Genomic DNA, 22,244 nt, shown 5'->3' on the forward strand with positions numbered 1-22,244 from the left:
TCGCTTAAACGAATAGCCGTTTAAACAAATAGCCGCTTAGCCGCGCAGACTAAACAGCCAAATCAGCAGCAGAAAAGTGACAAACCAGAAGCCACTCATCAGCTGCCAGAACAGCAGTTTGTTGTTTTTCTGCGCTAAGGTCACTTCTTCGTGTAAATACAACGGGTTCGGCTGCTGTAAATCCTGCATCAGCTGGCTGATATGCAAATAGCGCTGGCTTAAATCCAGGCTGACTCCGCGTTGCAAAGCGCGGTCGAACCACAATGGGATCCGGCTGTTGCGGCTACGCGCACTGTGATATCTGAGCTTCTGATAATCCGCCAGCGAGCTGCAATCTTCCACGGCGTCGCCATAAGGCAAAGCGCCGGTGAACAGCTCATAAGCGATAGTCGCAAGTGCATACACATCGCCCTGCTCGCCGGAATTATGGCCATGCAGATAATGCGGATCGGAATAACTGGCCGTGCCAAGCGCCAGCTCCTGCGTCAGCGGCGAATATAACTCGGCAAGACCCGGCACAAAGGCCGAACCAAAATCGACGATTTTCAGCGTGCCGTCCGGCAGGCGCATAATATTGGCCGGTTTTAAGTCCTGATGAATAATGCCAAGCTGATGAAAAGCCCCCAGCGCATCGGCAATTTGCCGCAACAGCGCAATAGCGGTGGATGGCCGCAGCGGCTGCGGCTGGGTTGCCAGATAACAATCCAGCGAATCGCCGGCTAAGGGTTCCATCAGATAATACAAAAAAGTCCGTGGCCGCTGTTGCTGGCAAACCCGCACCACGCCGGGATGGTCAATTTTAAGCCCAACCCATTCCTCACGGATAAAACGTTCGATATAAGCCGCATCGTCGGCAAAATTCTGCGACGGCGTTTTTAGTACGTATTCAGCCTCGTCAGCCAAATCGCGCACCAGATACAAATGGCTGCGGGCACTGGCAAACAGCGGCCGCACCACCTGATAGCCATCGACTTTCATGCCAGCGTCGAGCGCCGGCAGCAGCGGCAAGCGGGTCAGCCGTTCGTTGTAATCATCCAGCGACTGCACCGGCAGCTGCGTCACTTTGGCGAGGATCAAGCTGATATTATCGTCGCTGTGTTTTGCCGCCTGCAGCAGTGCATCGGTTTGTTGCGGTAAATCAACGCCAGACAACAACAGTGCCGCGATATCCGCATCAGTGACAAAATCGCTGAGCCCGTCAGAGCACAGCAAAAACACATCATCAACTTCCAATGGCACTGTACCGTGTTGCCACTGCACCTGCTCATCCATGCCCAGCGCCCGCCCCAAAAACTGGCGGTTTTCCGATAACCTTGTGGTGTGATCGGTACTGAGCTGACGCAACTGGCCCTGACGCAGCAGATATAAGCGGCTGTCACCAATATGAAACCAGCGCGCCGTCGCCGATTTCAGCACCAGTGCAGTGAAAGTGCATAAATGGCCACGGTCATCCTGCTGATAGTGGTGTGAGCGTTGGTATAAGGTGCTGTTGATGGCCGTCAGCACTGTCGACACACTGTGTGCAGTGCTCCAGCTGTCCGGCGTTTTGTAGTAGTCGGCAATAAAACTGGCACAGGCAAACTGACTGGCACTGGCGCCGGCTTCAGCGGAACTGACGCCGTCGGCCAGCGCCAGCGCTATGCCTTTATGTAGCTGAAGATGCGCCGACATAGCCGGCAACAAGACCGGCGCCAGGCCAATCGCATCCTCATTGGGTTCTTTCCCGCCAGCGACACAAAGGCCGGCGGTCAGTACCTGCAACTGCTGATCGGCAGTGACTGGCGGCACGCTGTCTGCCGCCATATTCATCGCTGTGATCATTGCAGTGCTGTTCATCTCAGCTGACCCGGATATGATGCACGTTGCCGTCTTCATCCACTTCAGTCAGATGGCCTTTTGGCTCGGCCAGAAACAGCACCGACACCAGACCAATCAGCGCTGTCCCGCCAATCATATAAAAGAAAGTCGCATAGTCGACGTAGCTGAAAATCGTCAGATACACCACGGCCCCCACATTGCCATAAGCCCCGGCCATGCCGGCGATTTGCCCGGTCATCCGCCGTTTAATCAGCGGCACTATGGCAAACACCGCGCCTTCACCGCCCTGCACAAAGAAACTACAGGCCATACAGACAATCACGGCCGCGGCAATAGGCCAGCTGCTGTTGATGGTGCCCATCAGTAAATAACCTGCCGCTAAACCACCGATTAACAGCACCATACTTTTGCGCCGGCCAAATTTGTCAGAAAACCAGCCACCCAGTGGTCTGGATACCAGATTCATAAAGGCATAACCCGAGGCCAATAAACCAGCGGTGACCGGCGTCAGGCTGCTGAAGGTTTCCAGAAAGAATAGCGGCAGCATCGACACCACGGCCAGTTCAGAGCCAAAAGTGGTGAAATAGGCAATATCCAGAATCGCCACTTGTTTAAACGGGTATTTTTCGTGTTCTGGTACACCTTGGCGTAAATGCTCAGCATTGACGCGCCAGACCTGATGGGTTTGCACGACAAACAGCACGATGAGCCCAAGCCAAATCGCTTCCATATAGGCGGTGCTGAACAGGCTGACCCCGGCCGGTGACATCTTCCACGCCAGCATCGCCAGCGCCAGATACATCGGGATATTCATCAGGATTAACAACCACAGATCGCCCCAGCTGGTGACTTCCATGGCGCCGGATTTTTTCGGTTTAAAATACACCGAGCCTTTTGGTGTATTGCGCGCAAACTGATAAAACACCAGCGCATAGCCCATGCTAAACAGCCCAACACTCGCCAGCGCATAACGCCAACCGTCAGCGCCGCCAAACATCAGCGCAATGGTGGGTAAGGTCATGGCTGCCGCGGCAGAACCAAAATTGCCCCAGCCGCCATAAATGCCTTCTGCCGTGCCGACCTGATGCGACGGAAACCATTCGCTGACCAACCGGATGCCGATGACAAAACCGGCGCCGACAAAACCCAATAAAAAACGGAACAGTGCCAGGCTTTCAAAGCTGGTGGCAAAGGCAAAACCCAGGCAAAAAATCGACGATAAAAACAGCAGCACGCTGTACATAATACGCGGGCCGAATTTGTCGACCAGAATACCAACCACAATCCGTGCCGGGATCGTCAGAGCAACGTTTAAAATCAGCAGCGCTTTGATTTGCGCATCAGTCAGGCTTAACGCCTGCTTCAGATCGGCCAGAATCGGCGCGTGGTTAAACCACATTACAAAAGTCAGAAAAAACGCAAACCAGGTGAAATGTAAAGTTTTAATCTTCGGGTCAGCAAAGTTCAGTAATTCCACCTTGCCGGCGCCCCCTTGGGCGTTACTCGCCATAATGTCCTCCACTGGGAAACCAGTCGTTATCAATTCAGCTTCACTTTAGGTAGCCTAATGGACATTTCCTTTGACCGACATCAAAGGTTTTTGCGAATAACTTATTGAATATAAACAGCTATACCCACTAGTGGGTAGTGGCGCATCTGCAGCAAAACCCCGTGGTTTCAGCGAATGTTACCCCCAAAGAGATAGCGGAATTTATAAGGCCGGCCACCCAGGCAATTGCGGAGTACCTCTTTACTCGGACAGCGCGTTCAGAGCGGTTGCGATAGCATGACAACTCTTCGTGGCAAGCTGGAAACATTGATGAGCAGAATGCCCTGGCGCCCGGTATCGGTGGCTACTATGACTTTTGGCTGGTGCTTTGCAGTCTGGACCTGGTATGCCGCCGCCGGCTTATTACTGCAGGCACAGTGGCAATTAAGCGGCACTGAGCTGGGGCTGCTGCTGGCCAGCCCGATGCTGACCGGCGCACTGCTGCGTCTGCCGGCCGGCATTCTGGCAGACCGCTATTGTCCGCGACGCTTGTGGCAGGCGTTGTTACTGCTACAAACGCCGCCGTTATTGCTGCTCAGTCATGTCGAGACTTTTGCCGGTTATGTCGGTTGTGGCCTGTGGTTGGGTATCTCCGGCGTCAGTTTTACTTTAGGTACCCGGTATTTAACCGCGCTGGTTGCACCGGCACAGGCTGGTTTTGCCCTTGGGGTCTTCGGTATTGGCAATGCCGGGGCGGCTCTGTCTTTACTGGCTGCCAGTCTGGTCGCGGACCAGGTCACTTTGTTGCTCGATGCCGGCATTTTTCTTGCCGTGCTGAATATGCTGGTGTTGCTGGTTTTCAGCTGGGGCTGTCCGGCGCCTGTTTCACCACAAGGCATTGTGGAGCAAGCTGAAACCCCAGTCGCCGGCACCTGGCTGCCGCTGCTGAGTGACAGCCGGATCTGGCGTTTTTCGCTGTATTATTATTTTGTGTTTGGCTGTTTTCTGGCGCTGCTGCTGTGGTTGCCGCATTATTATATGACCGCCTATCAGCTGCCGATGAGTCAGGCGCTCAGTTTTACACTGTTTTTTGTCGCCACTTCCAGTATGGTGCGTGGTTTGGGCGGTTATCTGGCGGAACGTTTTGGCAGCAGAACCATCAACTGGGGCGTGTTCTGGATTTGCCTCGGCTGTTTGTTTTTCCTGAGTTATCCGCCCACTGATTTGGTGATCAGCGGTATTGACCGCAAAGTCGCACTGCATATTGAAATTAATGTCTGGCTGTTTACCTCGTTGTTGTTTGTGGTCGGCATCGCGCAAGGTCTTGGTCGCGCCAGCGTGTACAGCCTGCTGTATCGTTATTACCCGCAACAATTTGGCGCCGCCTCCGGCATAGTGTCAGCAGTTGCCGCCACCGGTGGTTTTACGCTGCCGGTGCTGTTTGGTCTGTCGCAGGATTTGCTTGGCATTTACAGCGGCTGTTTTATGCTGCTGTACGGCGTGTTGGCGTTTTGTATGATCCTGATGTTTTTTGCCAACCAGCGTGAACAGTTTCAGCGCGCGCTGGCCCGTGCCCGCGCTGATAATTTCTTAGCTGACGATTTCTTAGAAAAGTAGAACAACGCCGTTATCAATGAGGACCCTATGCAAATTACCGATTTAGCCCAGGAACAGAAAATTCCGGTGTTATTGCGCCTGGCGTTTCGGCCGCTATTTTTGGGTGCAGCGCTGTTTGCTGCGCTCGCGATCGGCTGGTGGGGCGCGATTCTGGCCGGTTGGTTGCAGCTTAAACCGGCACTGCCGCTGGTGTTCTGGCATAGCCACGAAATGGTGTTTGGCTTTGGCAGTGCTGTGGTGGCCGGTTTTTTACTGACGGCAATGCAAAACTGGACTGGTCTGCGCGCACCACACGGCAAACCACTGGCTTTGTTGGTCGGCTGCTGGTTAGTGGCACGACTGGCCAATGCCGCCCCCATTCAGTTGCCGTGGCCGCTGCTGATGTTGCTGGATTTAACCTTTTTGCCACTGGCGGCAGTGCTGCTCGCCCGGCCTTTGTTGGCGGCACGCCAGTACCGCAACTTGTTTTTTATTCCGCTGCTGCTGGTGCTGACTATCTGTAATGCGCTGATGTGGCTTGGCTTATTGCCGGGTTATGAGCAGTTGCAAACTCATGGCGCCGTCAGTGCTGTGCTGCTGATCACTATGGTGATGGCGATTGTCGGTGGCCGCGTGCTGCCGATGTTTACCGCTAACGGCACCCGCACGGCCCGGGTGCCTTCGATTATCTGGCTGGATCGGGCTGCGCTTGGCGCCTGCTGGCTGGTGTTTTTTTATCACTTTTTACGCTTAGAACTGTGGTTGCCCCCGCAAATTGCGCCGGTGTTGTGTGGCGCTGCCGCCTTGTTACTGGCAGTCAGAGCCGCGCGCTGGAAAATCTGGATCACCTGGCAGGAGCCGCTGTTATGGTCTTTGCATATCGCCTACTGGTGTATCCCGGTCGGGCTTGCGCTGTTCGCGGCGCGTTACGCCGGTTTAGCGGTGACACAAAGCCTCGCTGTGCATACGCTGACAGTGGGCGCTATGGGCGCGATGATTTTATCGATGATGTCGCGAGTCTCGCTTGGCCACACCGGCCGGCTGCTAAAAGCCCCCCGCTGGATGCCGCTTGGATTTGCAGCGCTGATTGCCGCGGTGCTCTGTCGGGTACTGTTGCCGCTGTTATCAGCCGGCTGGTATCAGACCGGTGTGTTGTTGTCAGCCTTATGTTGGGTATTCGGTTTTAGCTTGTTTTTACTGAACTACTGGCAAATTCTGACCAGCCCCCGCGCCGACGGTCACCCCGGCTGAGGGTGCTTTATCCAAATGGCTGCGCGGCAATCACCACCGCTGCAGCCGGTAGAGCCGTTTTGGACATCCATCTCATTCAATATTGAACATCCACCTCATTCAATAGGGTTTGTTTTGGACACCCACCTAATGCAACAGTGGACACCCATCCACTCGGAGCAGAAGAATTCAATATTGGACACCCATCCATTCGAAGCAAAAGTAATTCGAGTGGGTGTCCAAGCTCCCTATTCGAAGCAAAAGTAATTCGAGTGGGTGTCCAAGCTCCCTTTCAGGTGGGTGTCCAAGCACCCTACCTCCGAATGAGTAACTGCAATACTGGCTTGATTCAAATCAAGTCCTGTTTGCCAAACAACTTGCAGACTAAGTCCTGTCCATCAAATCGGAGTTGCAGCATGTCGATAAAAACCGCTGAGGCACGCCACAATAAACCATTAGTTTATGCTTGCTCCGGCTGCTCCAATGTGGCGCAGTTGACCAATGATTTAGCTGTAGTGCTGGACAGGCAAGGCATCGCCGAAATGTCCTGTATCACCGGCATTGGTGGCAGAGTCAAATCGCTGGTCAAAGTTGCGCAGTCCGGCCGGCCTGTATTGGCGCTTGATGGCTGTCTACTGAATTGCGTGCGACACACGCTGGCAACTATTGATGTGGTGCCGACCTGGCATATTGAAGTGACGTCCTTTGGCTATAAAAAAGCCCGGCAACAGGACTGCTCGTTGAGTGCGGCCTACGAGCTGCTGCAACACATTCAGAGTGAGTTACTGTCGCAGCACCCCAGCCATTTGCATTAGAAAAGCCCCGTTTATTTCACGCTGGCACAGCTGCAATCTGGTTGTTTTACCAGAGAAAAACTTTGCCATTGGCTATGCAAAGCATCAAACAATCGCAGTTGATGCCAGGGTAAATCGGCTGCGCCCGACAGCCACAACATGGCCCAAAGTGCCTGCTGCACGCCGATAAGCCCGACTACAGGTGCCAAAATGCCTGCGTCCAGGCAGCTCAGCTGCTGCTCACCAAACAGGCGGGACATACAGCGATAACAAGGCCCGCTACCGTCATTTTTAAAGGCGCAGAGTTGGCCTTCAAAGCGGATCGCCGCAGCGCTCAGCAATGGTTTTTTCGCCCTAACACAGGCGTCGCTGATCTGCTGCCGTACCTGCAGATTGTCAGTGCAGTCCAGGACCAGGTCCTGCGTTGCCACCAGCTCGGCCAACAGGGCAACATCGGCAAATTGCGACACCGCATGGACCTGGACCTCCGGATTTTGCCGTTGCAACCATTGCGCAGCCACTTTGGCTTTTAACTGCCCAACATCGGCGTCGGTGTACAGAATTTGCCGCTGTAAGTTGGTGAGGTCCACAGTATCGCCATCAACCAGCGTCAGTGCACCGACCCCACCGCTACACAGATAAGGCGCAGCCGCACAACCAAGCCCACCCATACCGATGATTAAGACTTTGCTATTGAGTAACTTTTCCTGCCCGGCCAAATCCAGCGCCGGTAACATGATCTGCCGGCTATAACGACGGGTTTGTGCAAGTGTATCCAGCTGTTTCATCTTAATCTTCCTGTGGTGCATCGCTCAGATTGAGCTGACTGCGACCAGATTTTAGCCCCAGTTTACTGGCCAGTTTATGCAGATTACTCGGGTCCAGTGCCAGCTGTCTGGCAGCCTGCGACCAGTTGGCAGAGTTTGCCTGCAATGCGGCGCTGATCATCTGGCGCTGTAGCTGAGCAACAGCGGTTTTTAAATCACCTGTCGGCAGCGCCGGCGACTTCACAGCCATTTCAGTGCCTGTGCCGCTTAATTCTGTCGCAGGACAGAGTTCGAGCAACTGCGGCGTTAGCGTGATGATATCCTGCCGGCTTGCCCCACGCGACAGGGCCTTGAGTGCTGCCCGACTGATGCAATGCTCCAGTTCGCGCACATTGCCAGGCCATGGGTATTGCTCCAGCGCCTGCACTGCTTCAACCGACAACCGCAGGGCGCGCACACCAAGCCGCACCCGGTTCAATTCCAGATAATGCCCGGCCAGCAACACAATATCACCCTGGCGCGAACGTAGCGGCGGAATATAAAGCGGATACACCGACAACCGGTGAAACAAATCGGCGCGGAAATTACCAGCCTGTACTTCTGCCGCCAAATCGCGGTTAGTGGCGGCAATTACGCGGACATCCACCCGGCGGCATTCGTCGCTGCCTAAACGTTGGATCTCACCATTTTGTAAAGCTCGCAGTAACTTCGCCTGCACCGCCAGTGACAACTCGCCAATTTCGTCGAGAAACAGAGTACCGCCTCCAGCCTGTTCGAACTTGCCAGCTCTGTCCTGCACCGCGCCGGAAAAAGCGCCTTTTTTGTGACCAAAGAGTTCACTTTCGGCCAGCGTTTCCGGCAATGCCGCGCAGTTGACATAAATCATTGCTTTGTCTTTTCGGGTCGAATGCTGTTGCAACCTTCTGGCAAATAACTCTTTACCGACACCGGTTTCCCCCGACAACAACACTGGCAATTCGGTTTTGGCCACCAGATCTAATTCGGTCAGCACCGCTTTGATGGCTGCGCTTTGACCTAACAGCTCCTGGCTGTGTCCCGCTTTGTGGTCAAACGTCTGCGGTTGAGCCAACTCTGCGATCCGGGCCTGCCGCAGCTGATTCTCCAGCTGACTGATGCGGATAATCGCCTCTACCAACAAAGAAAACCGTTGTAGTTCAAGCACGGTAAGCCGGCTGAAAGTGCCGGCTGTTAAGGCATCCAGCGTTAGTACGCCCCAGCACTGGCCTTCGAGATAAAGTGCCACGCCCATACAGTCGTGCACCGCCAGCGGCTGCCCGGCGAGTCCCTCGACAAGCCCGTCGTACGGGTCCGGTAACAGTGGATCCGGCGGAAAATGCACGACCTGCCGGGTTGCGAATAGCTGCGCCAGCCGCGGATGCTGCGCCAGATGAAAACGCCGGCCCCGGACTTCGGCCATGAGTCCGCAAAAAGCTACCGGCTTTAAGCTGCCTTGCTCCAGCTGCAGCAGTGCGACGGCCTGACAGCCAAAATGAGCTTGTAAGGTGATGACTAATCGCTCCAGCCGCACCGCGACCGGTAACTCTGTCACCAAATCGGCCATCAGACTTTCTTCGAGCATTTTATGTTGGTCCTGTATCAGTTCTATTTGGGTGTCCTGGTAACCGGCGTCCGTGGGTGTCCTGTATTAACGCTGCGGTATTAACGCTGCGGTAGTAGCGTTCCGGATTAGCGCCCGGATAGCACTCACTGTGTGGGTGTCCATGGAACCCGTTCTATTTAGGTGTCCTGGTAACCGGCGTCGGTGGATGTCCTCGATTAAGTATCTGAGGGTGTCCTCAATTCTGTAGTGTCAGTGGGTGTCCTCTGTTATTCCGTGGGTGTCCTCTGTTATTGGCGCTTGTGTGTTCCGCACTCCCCGTACTGCCTCGGGTCATTTCCACCCAACCGGGTCAATTTCACCGCACCGCGCTCAGGTTAATTTTACCCGACTCAGTTAAAACTCTATATAAATCAAAGGTGGTAGTTTTGGCCCATCTTTTGATTATCTGATGCATGCGGTTGTTGGTTTCCGCCAGAAGCCAACGCCTGAAATACCTGTCTGTAACGGAGTCAACACATGATTAATGCCAACCAAAGTCTGGGTCAGTTAGCCACGACTATTGCCGGTGCCACCGGCGTCTTTCATCAGTACAAACTGGATTTTTGCTGCGGCGGTTCGCGCACTTTGGCCGAAGTTGCGGCCGAACGCGGTCTGGACGTCACCGCTATCCTCAATCAACTGCAGGCCCTACAGCAACAAATCGGTGCCAAAGACTGGCGCAGCGCCAAACCTGCCGAGCTGGTGCAGCATATTCTGCAGCGTTTTCATGCGAAACACCGCGAACAGTTGCCTGAACTGATGCGTCTGGCACGCCGCGTTGAAACGGTCCATGCGGACCACCCACAGTGCCCGACTGGCCTTGCCGAACACTTAAGTCACATGCTGCAGGAGCTGGAAAGTCACATGCTAAAAGAGGAGCAAATTTTGTTCCCGATGCTCTGCAACGGCTTTTACCCGGCGGGCCCCATCCATGTGATGCAACATGAACATTTACAACATGGTGATGCGCTTGGGGACATGCTGAAACTGGCGCATGACTTAGTCCTGCCCGATGGCGCCTGCAACACCTGGACAGCCTTATATCTGGGTATGACTGAACTCAAAGAAGATTTGATGGAGCATATTTTGCTCGAAAACGAAATTCTGTTTGTCGAGCCTGCCGCGCAAAAAGGCAGCTGCTGTGGCTCTTGTCAGTAGACGAGTTGCCAGAGATATTCTGCAGACAATCTTGGTGCGTACTCGCACCAAGATTGGACAAAAAACCGCCCTACGCCAGCGTGACTGCCAGCGCCCACCATCATTAAATAACCATTTTTCAATCACTTAATCTTTATTCGTTCAACTGGCACAGAACCTGAATAATGTCTCTGCCAGCATCAAACTGGCGAAAGACTAAAGATCCACAGCAAAGACGCTGACTGGCACCGTTTTGAGGTTGCCCGCAGCGTTTTTTTTTGCCTGTGATTTAACCAACAGGTACCGGAGGCATGCGTTGAAGCAAATGAAAAAAAACACCACCCTGTGGCTCAGCAGCCTGTTGTTACTGCTGCCTTTGTGCAGCCAGAGCGCGGAAGCCGAGAAGTCACAGCTCAAACTCGGTTTTGTCAAACTCACCGATATGGCGCCACTGGCGGTGGCGTTGGAACAAGGTTTTTTTGACGACGAAGGTTTGTCGGTGCAACTCGAAGCGCAGCCCAACTGGAAAGTGTTGCAGGACCGCGTGCTGGACGGCCAGCTCGACGCCGCCCATATGTTAGCCGGTCAGGTACTGGCCAGTCAGGCGGGCCTCACCGGCAACGAAAAACTGCAAACGGCGCTGGTGCTGGATTTACACGGCAACGCCTGTACGCTTAGCAGTCAGGTCTGGCAACAGCTGTCTGCCAAAGGCCAACCCACCATCCCGCTTCATGCTGCGACTTTGCAAAGTATTCCGCAGCAGCTGAAGTTTGGCATGGTGTTTCCGGTCTCCAGTCACAATTATGAGCTGCGCTACTGGCTGGCGGCCGGTGGCCTGCATCCGGGCTTTTACGCACCCAAAACTGGTGATAACTCCGGTCAGCTGGACGCCGATGTATTGATTTCTGTGGTGCCACCGCCGCAAATGCCGGCTGCACTGGAAGCCGGCACTGTGGCCGGGTTTTGCGTCGGCGAGCCGTGGAATCAGCAGGCTGCGGCACGCAAACTGGGTGTCCCGGTGATTAGCAACAGCGATATTCGCGGTTTTATGGCGGAGAAGGTGCTCGGCGTCAACGCCCGCTGGGCCGCCAAACATCCGCTGACGCAGCAAAAACTGGTTAAAGCGCTGATCCGCGCCGGCCACTGGCTAGATGAAAAAAACAACGCCAACCGCGCTGCTGCTGCCGAGCTGATCTCAGCACCGCATTATGTCGGGGCTGACGCCGCCATCATTAAACGCAGCATGACGGGTCAATTTGAATATGCACCGGGCGATGTGCGAAAGGCCGCTGATTTTAATGTGTTTTTCCGCCATCACGCCACCTACCCTTTTTATTCCGACGCGATTTGGTACTTAACGCAAATGCGCCGCTGGGGCCAGATCAGCGACGCCAAACCAGACAGCTGGTACCTGGACACCGCCAAAGCAGCCTTTAACACCGCGGCTTATCAGCAGGCGGCCCAGGCCTTAATTGCTGAAGGCAAATTTAAAGCCAGTGATTTCCCGGATTTTGCCAAAGGCAGCGGATTCAAAGCACCTGGCCAATACAAATTTGCCGACGGCAAACCCTTTGATGCCAAAACGCCGAATCAATATCTGCACCAGTTCAGCATAGGATATAAGGATTAACTTCATGATTATTCAACTGAAAAATCCGATGCAGTCCAAAGCAGCGTTGTGGCAGCCAAAGCTTCGCGACACACTGCGCCAATGCAGTCTGACTTTGGCTGGCCTCCTGTTCTTTGTGTTGTGCTGGGCGACTTTAGCATCGCAGCTGCAGACCTCGTTGGGTCAGTTCCCTGGACCGGTTGCAGTGGGTGTCCAATTTCAGGCCTTGATGGCCGAGCATCAGGCAGAACAGGTGCGCGAACAGGCGTTTTACCAGCGGCAGCAGCAGCGGCTGGCGCAACAGCCGGACGCGGTAGCCCGCCCATACAATGGCCGGCCGACTTTTTTCAGCCAAATTCAAACCAGCCTGCAAACGGTGCTGAGTGGTTTTTTGCTGGCCAGCCTGTTTGCCATTCCGGCCGGCGTACTGATTGGCTTAAGTCCGCTGTGCTATAGCGCCGTGAACCCGCTGATCCAACTGCTAAAACCGGTGTCTCCACTGGCCTGGCTGCCGCTCATTACCATTGTGGTCAGCGCCAGTTATCCGGCCGACGGCCTGCTTAGCCGCTCTTATCTGGTGTCGGCACTGACCGTTGCGCTCTGTTCACTGTGGCCCACGCTGATTAATACCATTGTGGGTGTGTCTCAGGTACCCGCCGATTTGCAAAACGTCAGCAAAGTGTTGCGGCTGAACTGGTATCGCCATGTCCGCGCTATTGTGCTGCCGTCGGCAGTCCCGATGATGTTTACCGGCTTACGCCTGTCGCTGGGCATCGCCTGGATGGTGCTGATCGCCGCCGAGATGCTGGCGCAGAACCCGGGGCTTGGCAAATTCGTCTGGGACGAGTTTCAGAATGGTTCCAGCGACTCGCTGGCGCGCATTTGTGTTGCTGTCATTGTGATTGGTCTGATTGGGTTATTGCTGGATCGGCTGATGCTGAGCCTGCAAAAAATGCTGAGCTGGGACAAAAGTGTGCAGCTGCGCTGATTGATAAAAGTGTGCAGCCCCCTGTTTAAACGAGGAATTGTGATGCAAAAACATCTGGAACTCAGTCAGGTCGGGATTAGTTTCCCAACCGCCAAAGGCCCTTTCGTCGCACTGCAGAACGTGAATTTGAGTATCGCCAAAGGCGAGATCATCAGCCTGATTGGCCACTCTGGCTGCGGCAAATCTACGGTGCTGAATATCATTGCCGGTTTACTGAAGGCAACGGAAGGTGGCGTGATCCTTAACAACAAAGAAGTGAACGAGCCGGGCCCCGAGCGTGCCGTGGTATTTCAGCATCATTCGCTGCTGCCCTGGTTGTCGGTGTGCCAAAACGTTGAGCTGGCAGTGCGTCAGGTATTTGCCGGGAAAATGAATAAACCTCAGATGCAGGACTGGATTGAGCACAATCTGGCGCTGGTGCAAATGAGCCACGCCCGCGATAAAAAGCCAGCGGAAATTTCCGGCGGCATGAAACAACGGGTCGGTATCGCACGGGCTTTGGCGATGCAGCCGCAGGTGTTGCTGATGGACGAGCCATTTGGCGCACTCGACGCGCTGACCAGAGCACATTTGCAGGACAGCGTGCAGCAAATTCAGGCGGAACTCGGCAATACCGTGATTTTAATCACCCATGATGTTGATGAAGCCGTGCTGTTATCGGACCGTATCGTAATGATGACCAACGGCCCGGCGGCCACGGTCGGCGAAGTGCTGCACATCGACCTGCCACGCCCGCGGGACCGGTTGGCGCTGGCTGATTGCCCCAAATACAACCATTACCGCCATCAGGTGCTGAGTTTCCTGTACGAAAAACAGCGCAAAGTCGAGCCCTTACCGCTCGCAACTGACAAAAATGGCCAGACACCAGCTGTAGCGGCAACCGCAACAGAAATCCGGGCCTGACGTTTTAGTTCTGCACAGACCGCAACCTGATAGCTGTGGGTTGCGGTTTTAATCAAGGACATCCACCTTAAGCGGTTTTAATCAAGGACACCCAATCAGTTAGGGTTTTAATCAAGGACACCCAATCAGTTAGCGGGTTAATTCAGGACACCCACTTCGATTCAGTTAATCTCGTTCAAAACATACCGCGCCTTGACATTAACATTTTCGCAACCATATTAAATGTCAGCCCTAGACACGGATCGTCGAGGATATTGCGATGCCCATTCCCAGAAAAGCGCTGGTCTCTCTTGATACGACTCCCAGCTATCACGTTGTCAGTCGCTGTGTTCGCCGTACTTTTTTATTTGGCGTTGTTGATAGCAAAGACTTTAGCCATCGCCGGGATGCCATAGTTGCTCGCTTAGCTAAACTGACTCAGTTGTTTTGTATCGATATTTCCGCCTATGCCATCATGTCAAATCACTACCATTTGGTAGTACGAATTCAAAAACCGCGGGCCTTGAAGTTATCCTTGTCAGACGTCCACGATCGTTGGAGTGCTCTCTATTCTCTGCCGGTTTTAGCGAAACGTTATGTCGACGGTGAAATGTTATCAGATGCAGAGAGCAGTGAGGCCCGGCGACAAATCGAAGAGCGTCGGGCCAGGCTTTATGACCTGAGCTGGTTTATGCGCTGTTTAAATGAACCCATAGCTCGCGCTGCGAATCAAGAAGACGGTTGCACCGGCCGTTTCTGGGAAGGCAGGTTTAAATCTCAGGCACTACTGGATGAACGTGCGGAACTGCAAGCGATGGCCTATGTTGATTTAAATCCAATTCGGGCGAAATCATCGAAGTCTTTGATAGATAGTGACTTTACGTCTATTCAAACCCGACTGAACCAAGCTGAATCCCCGATGAAAACATTGTTACGTCCTTTTGCCACAGATCCGCATCAAAAACAAAATCCGGAATATATTCCTTATAATTTTGTTGACTATCTTCAACTGGTTGACTGGAGTAGCCGCCATATGAAGTCAGTTAAAGCCGGTTTTATTGCGCCAAAGGCCCCGTCAGTATTAATGCAGTTACAGATCCGCGCCGACACCTGGCTGTTAAACTGTGAAAGACTTGAACACATCTATCATCGAATGATTGGCAGCGCAGCACAGATGAGTAAAGTTTGTGAAAAACTCAAACAACGACATATTGTTGGCATTGCCGCCGCCCGCAATGCGTTTGGTTAATAGCCTTTTTAGATAAAAATTTGCCCGCAGGTACTGTGTAACGCGAAGACTAATTTTAAATTAGCGCTTCAACTCTTACAGAGTTGCCGATATCCATTTTCAAACCCGCCAGCCTCCTCTATTGACGTTATTAGTGAGTGTTTTCCTTCATTTTTGAGCTGTCTGCGTATAACTTCCCAAGGATACCCGAGGTATTTTACTCAGAATATCCACCATGACCGACTGCACATTTCTCTAATTATGGACATCCACTCAGATTGGCGGTGATTCGCGATTATCATTGGACATCCTTCTCCCCACTAATCTACGGATGTCCTCCGAATCAGTCGCTACACCTGTGGATGTCCTTGGAATACCCTACCTGTGGATTTCCTTGGAATAATTGCTCGAAAATGGCTGTCCAAAAGAATAAAAATCACACAGCCAGCAGTTCCATTTTCTGTAGCAACTTCTCAAGTTCCGGCAAACATGAGCCGCAACCTGTGCCGCACTTGAGTTTTGCCCCTAGGCTCTGACAGGTCCAAGCGCCTGCAGCAATAGCCTGCTGAATACTTTGCTGACGGACCTGAAAACAGCTGCACACCAAGGGTGAACAGTCAGCCCCCTCCCAAGGAGCTCCGCGCAGCAACTGCCGCCTTACCGATTCGACTGGCGCAACATTAAAGCAATTGTCCAACCATTGCCTGTCCAATCCAGATACCTTCGGCCCAGCGTACAACAGAGCCTGCAACTCATTGCCATGGAAATGCGCCTGCCGCCAATGAAATGGGGCTTCGATCTGGATACATTCAGACATTCCGGCAGACGGCTGTTGATCGTGAACAACAGGATCAATTAACTGCTGACGGATCTGAGCGACTAAATTCGACAGCTCGTTTACAGGCGCCAGCAGCGCCAACCGATACTCCTGCATGTGCTCATGTGGCAAAGTCACAGCGTAACTGCAAAACGGTGTCAGGCCCGCAAGCAAATCGCGCTCACGACTAAACAACACAAGCTCCAAAGTGACCGTCAGCTTACGTAGCTGCACCTGCCCCTGCTTAAAAGCAGGCTGATATGAGATGGGGTCACGAGTGTCGTCAAACAACACGTCGCAGCGTGACCAGGGAGCAAACTGACCACTCCAGTGCATCGGCACAAACAGCTCCCCAATTCGCGGCACATCAGTGAGCCTGGCGCGGGCTCTGAACAAACCTAACGAATTCGTCAGCTCAACCAAATCGCCGTCTTTAATTTTAAAGCGCCATGCATCGGTCGGATGGATGTCCACGCAAGGCTCACTTTGGTGTTGCATCAATGCAGGCACACGGCCTGTGCGTGTCATGGTATGCCACTGATCACGCAGCCTGCCGCTATTGAGCAGAAAATAATCAGCTTTCGGTGGACGACCTGTGCGTTCTTTACCAGACAGTGGAATGAACCTGGCTTTACCACTCTGTGTATAAAACCGGCCATTGGCAAACAACCGGGAAGTGCCTGTCCAGGTATCGCTTGTACGAGCGCTCTTTACTGCTTGCAGCGGCCAGCATTGTGGCGTCCAGGCATCGTATTCGGCATCAGAAAGCTGACTACACACGGCTAAATCCAGTGCGCGGCGGCCATCGTTACAAAGTGCGGTTAAAGCGGCATGTTCGCGGAAAATTTGTGCAGAGTTTCGGTAATCAAAACCATGGCCGAACCCTAGTGCTGTCGCCACGTCGCAGATAATCTGCCAGTCGGCACGAGCTATGCCTGGCGCTGGTAAAAACGCGCGCTGGCGAGTGATACGCCGCTCTGAATTGGTCACAGTGCCATCTTTCTCAGCAAAACCCAGAGCCGGAAAGACAATATCTGCCAACGCGACCGTATCGGTATCCTGATAAATATCTGACACCAGCACCAGCTCGCAACGTGCAAGCGCTTGTTTCACCAAGTCGGCCTGCGGCAGGCTTACTACCGGGTTCGTTGCCATAACCCAAACCGCTTTAATCTCGCCACGACCAATAGCTGCAAATAAATCAACCGCAGTATAACCACCTGATTTAACTAACGCCGGTGCTTGCCAGAATTCCTGCAGCGCCAACCACTCAGCATCGGGTTTAGCGTCGACTCCGATAAGTTCTTCCGGAAAACGTAAATGTCCCGCCAGCTGATTTGCCAACGCGCCCACCTCACGCCCGCCCATGGCATTGGGCTGACCAGTCACGGAAAGAGGACAGGCACCAGGTCTGCCGATACGACCGGTAGCCAGATGGACATTGATGATGGCATTTACTTTATCACTGCCATTTTCCGCTTGATTCACGCCTTGCGAGAACACTGTAACCGTGCGCGGCGTGCCGGCAAACCACCGAAAAAATGTTTGCAGATCAGAAAGATCGAGCTCGCAATAGTCAGCAAGCAGACCTAGGTCCTGCCAGCATCGCCCAGCCTCAAGGGCGGCTTCGAGTCCTTCACAATGCTTAAGGGCGAAATCGAACAGAGACCGACGCCCCGATGTTTGACGAAACGAGCCGCACTTCAGGCGCTGTTGTTCAGCCTCAAAACTGCTCACCCGACAATCGATCTCATACTTCGAAAGAGTGTCCATTGAGCATGTTGTATGGGTGTCCAACATAGATGAAGCTTGTTTCAGGTGGATGTCCTCTGACGAGTCTTGATGCTGGTCTTTGTACAAGCAATGGATGTCCTCGATGGAGGTGCAGTGGATGTCCTTGCTTAACAGTTGGTGGATGTCCTCTGATGAGTCATCTGAAGCGCATTCTGAATAGCCATGCCTGTCCAAATACTGCAGCAACCCGACAAACAGGGCGACATCGGTACCGGGTTTCAGTGGTAAAAACAGATCAGCGCTATCCGCGGTCGCAGTGCGACGCGGGTCAATCACGACAATTTTTTTGTGGGGAGCTGCAGCTTTTGCCGCCAGCAGACGCTGAAACAACACCGGATGGGCCCAGGCCAAATTACTGCCAACTAACACCGTGAGGTCTGCAAGTTCCAGATCTTCGTAACAGCCCGGCACTACATCTTCGCCAAAAGCACGTTTGTGTCCGGCGACCGTAGATGCCATGCACAGACGGGAATTGGTATCGAGGTGACTGCTGCCAATAAACCCCTTCAGCAACTTGTTCGCGACATAATAATCTTCGGTCAGCAGCTGACCGCTTAAATACATCGCCACACTGCCAGGGCCGTGCTCAGCAATAATTTTTTTCAGCCGCTCCGCTGCAGTCTCTATCGCAAGCGGCCAGTCCGTGGGCTTGCCATCAACTATTGGCTGTAACAAGCGGCCCTGTGGCTTCAGGGTTTCGGCCAACGCCGTCCCTTTGACGCACAAGCGTCCGAAATTCGCCGGATGTTGTTTGTCCCCGATAATTTGCACTTTATTGTCAGTGGCACAGGCGACAATGCCACAACCGACCCCACAATACGGACAAGTGCTGTTAGTTGTCGCCGCGCCATGATGCTGCATACCCAAACTCCAAAATAAAAAAAGGCGCCGCTGCCGACTGTTATGCCGGCGCAGGCGCCTTTACCAATTTCATGTTGTATCTCGGTGCAGCATTTCTGATGCCAGCTGTTAACTGATTGATTTTAATCAGGTGCAGCAAATCGACAGCGATCAGTTGGCCCAATCTGGTGCAACTTTGCCCTGTTTTTGCCCAACAGCAGTATCACCGCTGCAGGTTTCGAAAATTTTTATCGGTTTTTCATAGACTTAATCTGCGGCATTAAACTTGTAAGTCAGAAACAAATAACAGACATGCATGGCAACGAGGCCAGCTGCCGGGACACCGGCAGCTGGCCTTTTTACTTTGGCAACCGGGTGCTGATACCTACAAAGAGGTAAATCAACTGCCCAGACAAGGCAATAACAACCCAGCCGCCGGACTTTTACAATACCAACAACGCCGAGCCCTGCTGCGCTAACTCAGGAATACCTGACATGCCAGAGCGGCCGTGGCAATGATGCCGCCGGGCCTGACTGGAAACGGTCAGACCTCCCAACTTGGAAAGGTGTCGATTTATGTTGCAAGACCCATTTGAACGCCGGTTCAGCTACTTACGTTTGTCGCTGACCGAAAGCTGCAACTTTCGCTGCAACTATTGCCTGCCAAACGGCAGCGCCTGTGACAACAAAGCCGCTGAGCTGACGCTGGCCGAAATCAAACATCTGGTGCACGGTTTCGCCTATGCCGGTACCACTAAAGTGCGGCTGACCGGTGGCGAGCCGACGCTCAGACGTGATCTCTGTGACATCATCCACACAGTGCGTCAGACCGCCGGTATCCGCGAAGTTGCGCTGACCACCAATGGCTATCGCTTAAACAAGGACATCCACCATTGGCTGGATGCCGGCCTCACTGCGCTCAATGTCAGCATCGACAGCCTGGATGCTGATACCTTTCATCTGGTGACCGGACAGGACCGGCTGGCTGATATTCTGGCCGGCATCGACCGGGCGCTGACACTGGGCCTGCGTAAAGTCAAAATCAATACGGTGCTGCTGCGCCAGTACAACGGCCAGTCACTGAGTACTTTTCTGGATTTTGTCCGTGATAAACCCATCAGCCTGCGCTTTATCGAATTGATGCAAACCGGCGATAACGGCAGTTTTTTCAAAGCGCAGCACTTAAGTGGCAGCAGCATTATTCAGCAGCTGACCGCTGCCGGCTGGCAACTCATTCCGCGCCAAGCGAATGCTGGCCCCGCACTGGAATATACCCATCCGGGCTATCTCGGTAGTATCGGGCTTATCATGCCCTATAGCGCGCATTTTTGTGACGACTGCAACCGTTTAAGGGTGTCCAGTACCGGCCAACTGTTTTTATGCCTGTTTGCTGAGCAACACCAAAACCTGCGGCATCTGCTGTCAGAAGACAACCCGGCCGCGCTGATGGCGTTTTTACAAGCGCAGTTACGATACAAACCCTTCAGTCATCAGCTGGCCAATGCCAAAACCGGCCAGACCCGCCAATTGGCGATGATTGGAGGCTGAATATGCCAGCTCTGAACTTGCCTGAGTTTTCGGTGTTGGTGCTCTGTGGCGGTAAATCCAGCCGGATGGGCCGCGACAAAGCTTTGCTTGAATTAGCTGGTGAAACTTTGCTGGAGCGCACCATCCGCCTCGGCAAGGCACTCGGCGCCCGTCAGGTGCTGGTGAGCCGCAACCAACCCGGCTTTATTCAGGATCAAATCAAAGACGCCGGGCCTATGGCCGGCATCAGTGCAGCACTCAGTTATTGCGACAGCCGCTGGCTACTGGTGTTACCAGTAGATATGCCGTTACTTTCAACCGAAGCGTTGGAGCCTCTGCTGACTGAAACACTCGGTGCGCAGCAAGCCGGCTTTATCGCAGGTTTTCCGTTGCCGGTGCTGCTGGAAAACACGCCAGCGCTCAATCAGGCGTTAGACCGCACGCTCACCTCGGTCACCGTCAGCCGCTCATTACAGCGCCAGTGGCAACAGCTTGGTCTGCCGCAGTTACCACTGCCGGTTCCGCCTGCATTTCAAAACTGTAATGACCCGGCGAGCTTTGCCGCCATCCGTGCAGAACTTAACCCCTATCCCGAGCCTAAAGCTACTCCGACTACAGGACTATGTGATGACAGTATTTCCAGGTGAATCACCGCTGCAGCTGGCGCTGCTGACCATTTCCAATCGCCACACCGCGGCCACGGACGACAGCGGTACCATGCTGGTTCAGGCGGCGCAGCAGCAGGGCCATCAGCTCTGCCAGCGGCTGTTTGTGCCTGAGGATCGCTATCAGATCCGCGCCAGTGTCAGCAACCTCATCGCAGATGCCAGCTGTCAGGTGATCCTGCTGTGCGGCGGGACCGGTTTTCATGCGAAAAACTGCACCATTGATGCAATAGTTCCGCTGTTTGACCGCGAAGTACCGGGCTTTGGTGAATTGTTCCGCGCCCTGTCGTTCCCCAAAATCGGCAGCGCCGCGCTGCAATCCGGCGCCATTGCAGGCATTGCCAATCAAACACTGATTTTCGCCATCCCAGGTAGCCTGGATGCCGCGCAACTTGCTGCCGACCAGTTGATCTGGCCGCAGCTGCTGGCCCACACCAAACCGTGCAATTTCACCAGCCTGCTACGTCGCACCGGCACTTGCGGCGCAACTGAAACAGATCCAAGGACACCCATCGCATGATAGACAGGATGATAACCAGGACATCCATCGCATTGCCTCAACAGTGTCTGGACACCCATCGTATTTCAGGACGGAATTCAGGACATCCACACAACAGCAGAGCAAAGACACCCAGCGCATCGCCTGAACTTTGTCTGGACACCCAACCTAAGCCAGGACACCCACATGACTGAACTGACGCACTTAAACAGCCAAGGCGAAGCCAGCATGGTCGATATCGCCGGCAAAACCGCCAGCAGCCGCACCGCTATCGCGCAGGCTGAAGTGACCATGCTGCCGGCGGTGGTTGCGACGCTGGCGCACTTACCCAAAGGTGACGCCTTAGCTTGTGCCCGCATCGCCGGCATCATGGCGGCGAAAAAAACTGCAGAGCTAATTCCGCTGTGCCATCCGCTGTTACTCAGCAAAATCGACATCCAATTTGAACTGCAGCCCACGCTTGGCAAAGTGCTGATCCGCGCTTTGTGCAAAGTCGAAGGCAGTACCGGTGTCGAAATGGAAGCCCTGACAGCGGTCAGCATTGCCGCGCTGACACTGCACGATATGGCCAAAGCAGCCGACCCAGCCATTGAAATTAATCACATCCACCTGTGCGAAAAACTGGGTGGCAAATCTGGTCACTGGAGACGCACCGATGCCTGACATCACCGCAGCCGCAATCGACACAACGCCGCAAATCAAAGTGCTGTTTTTTGCTGCACTGCGTGAAGCCATTGGCCACAGCGAATTACAGCTGACGCTGCCGGCGCCGCTGCAGATCAGCGGTGTGCTGGCGTTACTGAGCGCCCAGTCATCAAAGGTCCACCAAGCCTTGGCCGGCCGTGAAGTATTAGCGGCGCTGAATCAGCAGCTCGTTGGCTGTGACACCTGGGTCCACAGCGGTGATGAATTGGCGTTGTTTCCGCCAGTGACCGGAGGCTGA

Annotated in this window: 18 protein-coding genes and 1 riboswitch; of the genes, 13 read left to right on the forward strand and 5 right to left on the reverse strand. The window is 53.8% G+C overall.

The window, feature by feature from the left end:
- Window positions 1–36: 36 nt before the first annotated feature.
- Both ABNT34_RS15185 and ABNT34_RS15190 read right to left on the reverse strand, forming a co-directional pair.
- The gene (locus tag ABNT34_RS15185) at window positions 37–1,836 is read right to left on the reverse strand and encodes a protein phosphatase 2C domain-containing protein (RefSeq protein WP_348733098.1); all 1,800 of its coding nucleotides are present in this window, start codon (window positions 1,834–1,836) and stop codon (window positions 37–39) included.
- Between the two features lies 1 nt (window position 1,837).
- Entirely contained in the window at window positions 1,838–3,328 is a 1,491-nt protein-coding gene (locus tag ABNT34_RS15190; protein ID WP_348733100.1) for a NarK family nitrate/nitrite MFS transporter, read from the reverse strand.
- A gap of 309 nt (window positions 3,329–3,637) precedes the next feature.
- On the opposite strand from ABNT34_RS15190, the gene ABNT34_RS15195 reads away from it, so the two are divergent.
- The 3 genes from ABNT34_RS15195 (at window position 3,638) to ABNT34_RS15205 (ending at window position 6,948) form a co-directional block, all read left to right on the forward strand.
- Window positions 3,638–4,924 (forward strand): MFS transporter, encoded by a 1,287-nt coding sequence (locus tag ABNT34_RS15195; RefSeq protein ID WP_348733102.1) that lies wholly within the window; start codon window positions 3,638–3,640, stop codon window positions 4,922–4,924.
- A 27-nt stretch (window positions 4,925–4,951) separates the two neighbouring features.
- Window positions 4,952–6,154: an NnrS family protein gene (locus ABNT34_RS15200; protein ID WP_348733104.1), complete on the forward strand. Its 1,203-nt coding sequence runs from the start codon at window positions 4,952–4,954 to the stop codon at window positions 6,152–6,154.
- 395 nt (window positions 6,155–6,549) lie between these two features.
- Window positions 6,550–6,948: a putative zinc-binding protein gene (locus tag ABNT34_RS15205; RefSeq protein ID WP_348733106.1), complete on the forward strand. Its 399-nt coding sequence runs from the start codon at window positions 6,550–6,552 to the stop codon at window positions 6,946–6,948.
- Between the two features lie 11 nt (window positions 6,949–6,959).
- Here the strand turns inward: ABNT34_RS15205 and moeB are convergent, their stop codons facing one another.
- The gene (moeB, locus tag ABNT34_RS15210) at window positions 6,960–7,715 is read right to left on the reverse strand and encodes a molybdopterin-synthase adenylyltransferase MoeB (protein WP_348733108.1); all 756 of its coding nucleotides are present in this window, start codon (window positions 7,713–7,715) and stop codon (window positions 6,960–6,962) included.
- Between the two features lies 1 nt (window position 7,716).
- The gene (gene norR / locus ABNT34_RS15215; RefSeq protein WP_348733110.1) at window positions 7,717–9,294 is read right to left on the reverse strand and encodes a nitric oxide reductase transcriptional regulator NorR; all 1,578 of its coding nucleotides are present in this window, start codon (window positions 9,292–9,294) and stop codon (window positions 7,717–7,719) included.
- Window positions 9,295–9,792: 498 nt separating this feature from the next.
- Between norR and ytfE the strand changes: the two genes are divergently transcribed.
- From ytfE to ABNT34_RS15240, 5 genes are all read left to right on the forward strand, one after another.
- Window positions 9,793–10,473, forward strand: coding sequence for an iron-sulfur cluster repair protein YtfE (ytfE, locus tag ABNT34_RS15220; protein WP_348733112.1), 681 nt, complete (start codon window positions 9,793–9,795; stop codon window positions 10,471–10,473).
- 304 nt (window positions 10,474–10,777) lie between these two features.
- Window positions 10,778–12,082 (forward strand): CmpA/NrtA family ABC transporter substrate-binding protein, encoded by a 1,305-nt coding sequence (locus ABNT34_RS15225; protein WP_348733724.1) that lies wholly within the window; start codon window positions 10,778–10,780, stop codon window positions 12,080–12,082.
- Between the two features lie 4 nt (window positions 12,083–12,086).
- Window positions 12,087–13,049: an ABC transporter permease gene (locus ABNT34_RS15230; protein WP_348733113.1), complete on the forward strand. Its 963-nt coding sequence runs from the start codon at window positions 12,087–12,089 to the stop codon at window positions 13,047–13,049.
- A gap of 42 nt (window positions 13,050–13,091) precedes the next feature.
- On the forward strand, window positions 13,092–13,952 hold the full coding sequence (locus ABNT34_RS15235; protein WP_348733115.1) for an ABC transporter ATP-binding protein: 861 nt from the start codon (window positions 13,092–13,094) through the stop codon (window positions 13,950–13,952).
- 259 nt (window positions 13,953–14,211) lie between these two features.
- On the forward strand, window positions 14,212–15,180 hold the full coding sequence (locus tag ABNT34_RS15240) for a transposase (RefSeq protein WP_348733117.1): 969 nt from the start codon (window positions 14,212–14,214) through the stop codon (window positions 15,178–15,180).
- Between the two features lie 415 nt (window positions 15,181–15,595).
- Here ABNT34_RS15240 and ABNT34_RS15245 read toward each other — a convergent pair whose 3' ends face one another.
- Complete coding sequence (locus tag ABNT34_RS15245) at window positions 15,596–18,631, reverse strand: molybdopterin-dependent oxidoreductase (protein WP_348733119.1); 3,036 nt, start codon at window positions 18,629–18,631, stop codon at window positions 15,596–15,598.
- 425 nt (window positions 18,632–19,056) lie between these two features.
- Window positions 19,057–19,195: riboswitch (molybdenum cofactor riboswitch) on the forward strand.
- Here ABNT34_RS15245 and moaA point away from each other — a divergent pair.
- The 5 genes from moaA to ABNT34_RS15270 all read left to right on the forward strand — a co-directional run bounded on the left by moaA (window position 19,187) and on the right by ABNT34_RS15270 (window position 22,244).
- Window positions 19,187–20,158 carry a GTP 3',8-cyclase MoaA gene (gene moaA / locus ABNT34_RS15250; RefSeq protein WP_348733121.1) on the forward strand — a complete coding sequence of 324 codons (972 nt, stop codon included), beginning with the start codon at window positions 19,187–19,189 and terminating at the stop codon, window positions 20,156–20,158. It overlaps the preceding riboswitch by 9 nt.
- Before the next feature lie 2 nt (window positions 20,159–20,160).
- Entirely contained in the window at window positions 20,161–20,784 is a 624-nt protein-coding gene (locus tag ABNT34_RS15255; protein WP_348733123.1) for a molybdenum cofactor guanylyltransferase, read from the forward strand.
- Window positions 20,765–21,322 (forward strand): molybdopterin-binding protein, encoded by a 558-nt coding sequence (locus tag ABNT34_RS15260; RefSeq protein WP_348733125.1) that lies wholly within the window; start codon window positions 20,765–20,767, stop codon window positions 21,320–21,322. The genes ABNT34_RS15255 and ABNT34_RS15260 overlap by 20 nt, the downstream gene beginning before the upstream one ends.
- A 165-nt stretch (window positions 21,323–21,487) precedes the next feature.
- Window positions 21,488–21,964, forward strand: a complete 477-nt coding sequence (gene moaC, locus ABNT34_RS15265; RefSeq protein ID WP_348733127.1) for a cyclic pyranopterin monophosphate synthase MoaC — start codon at window positions 21,488–21,490, stop codon at window positions 21,962–21,964.
- Window positions 21,957–22,244 carry a MoaD/ThiS family protein gene (locus ABNT34_RS15270; protein ID WP_348733128.1) on the forward strand — a complete coding sequence of 96 codons (288 nt, stop codon included), beginning with the start codon at window positions 21,957–21,959 and terminating at the stop codon, window positions 22,242–22,244. The genes moaC and ABNT34_RS15270 overlap by 8 nt, the downstream gene beginning before the upstream one ends.

It is taken from the genome of Rheinheimera texasensis, assembly GCF_964031785.1.
GTDB classification, from domain to species: domain Bacteria; phylum Pseudomonadota; class Gammaproteobacteria; order Enterobacterales; family Alteromonadaceae; genus Pararheinheimera; species Pararheinheimera texasensis_A.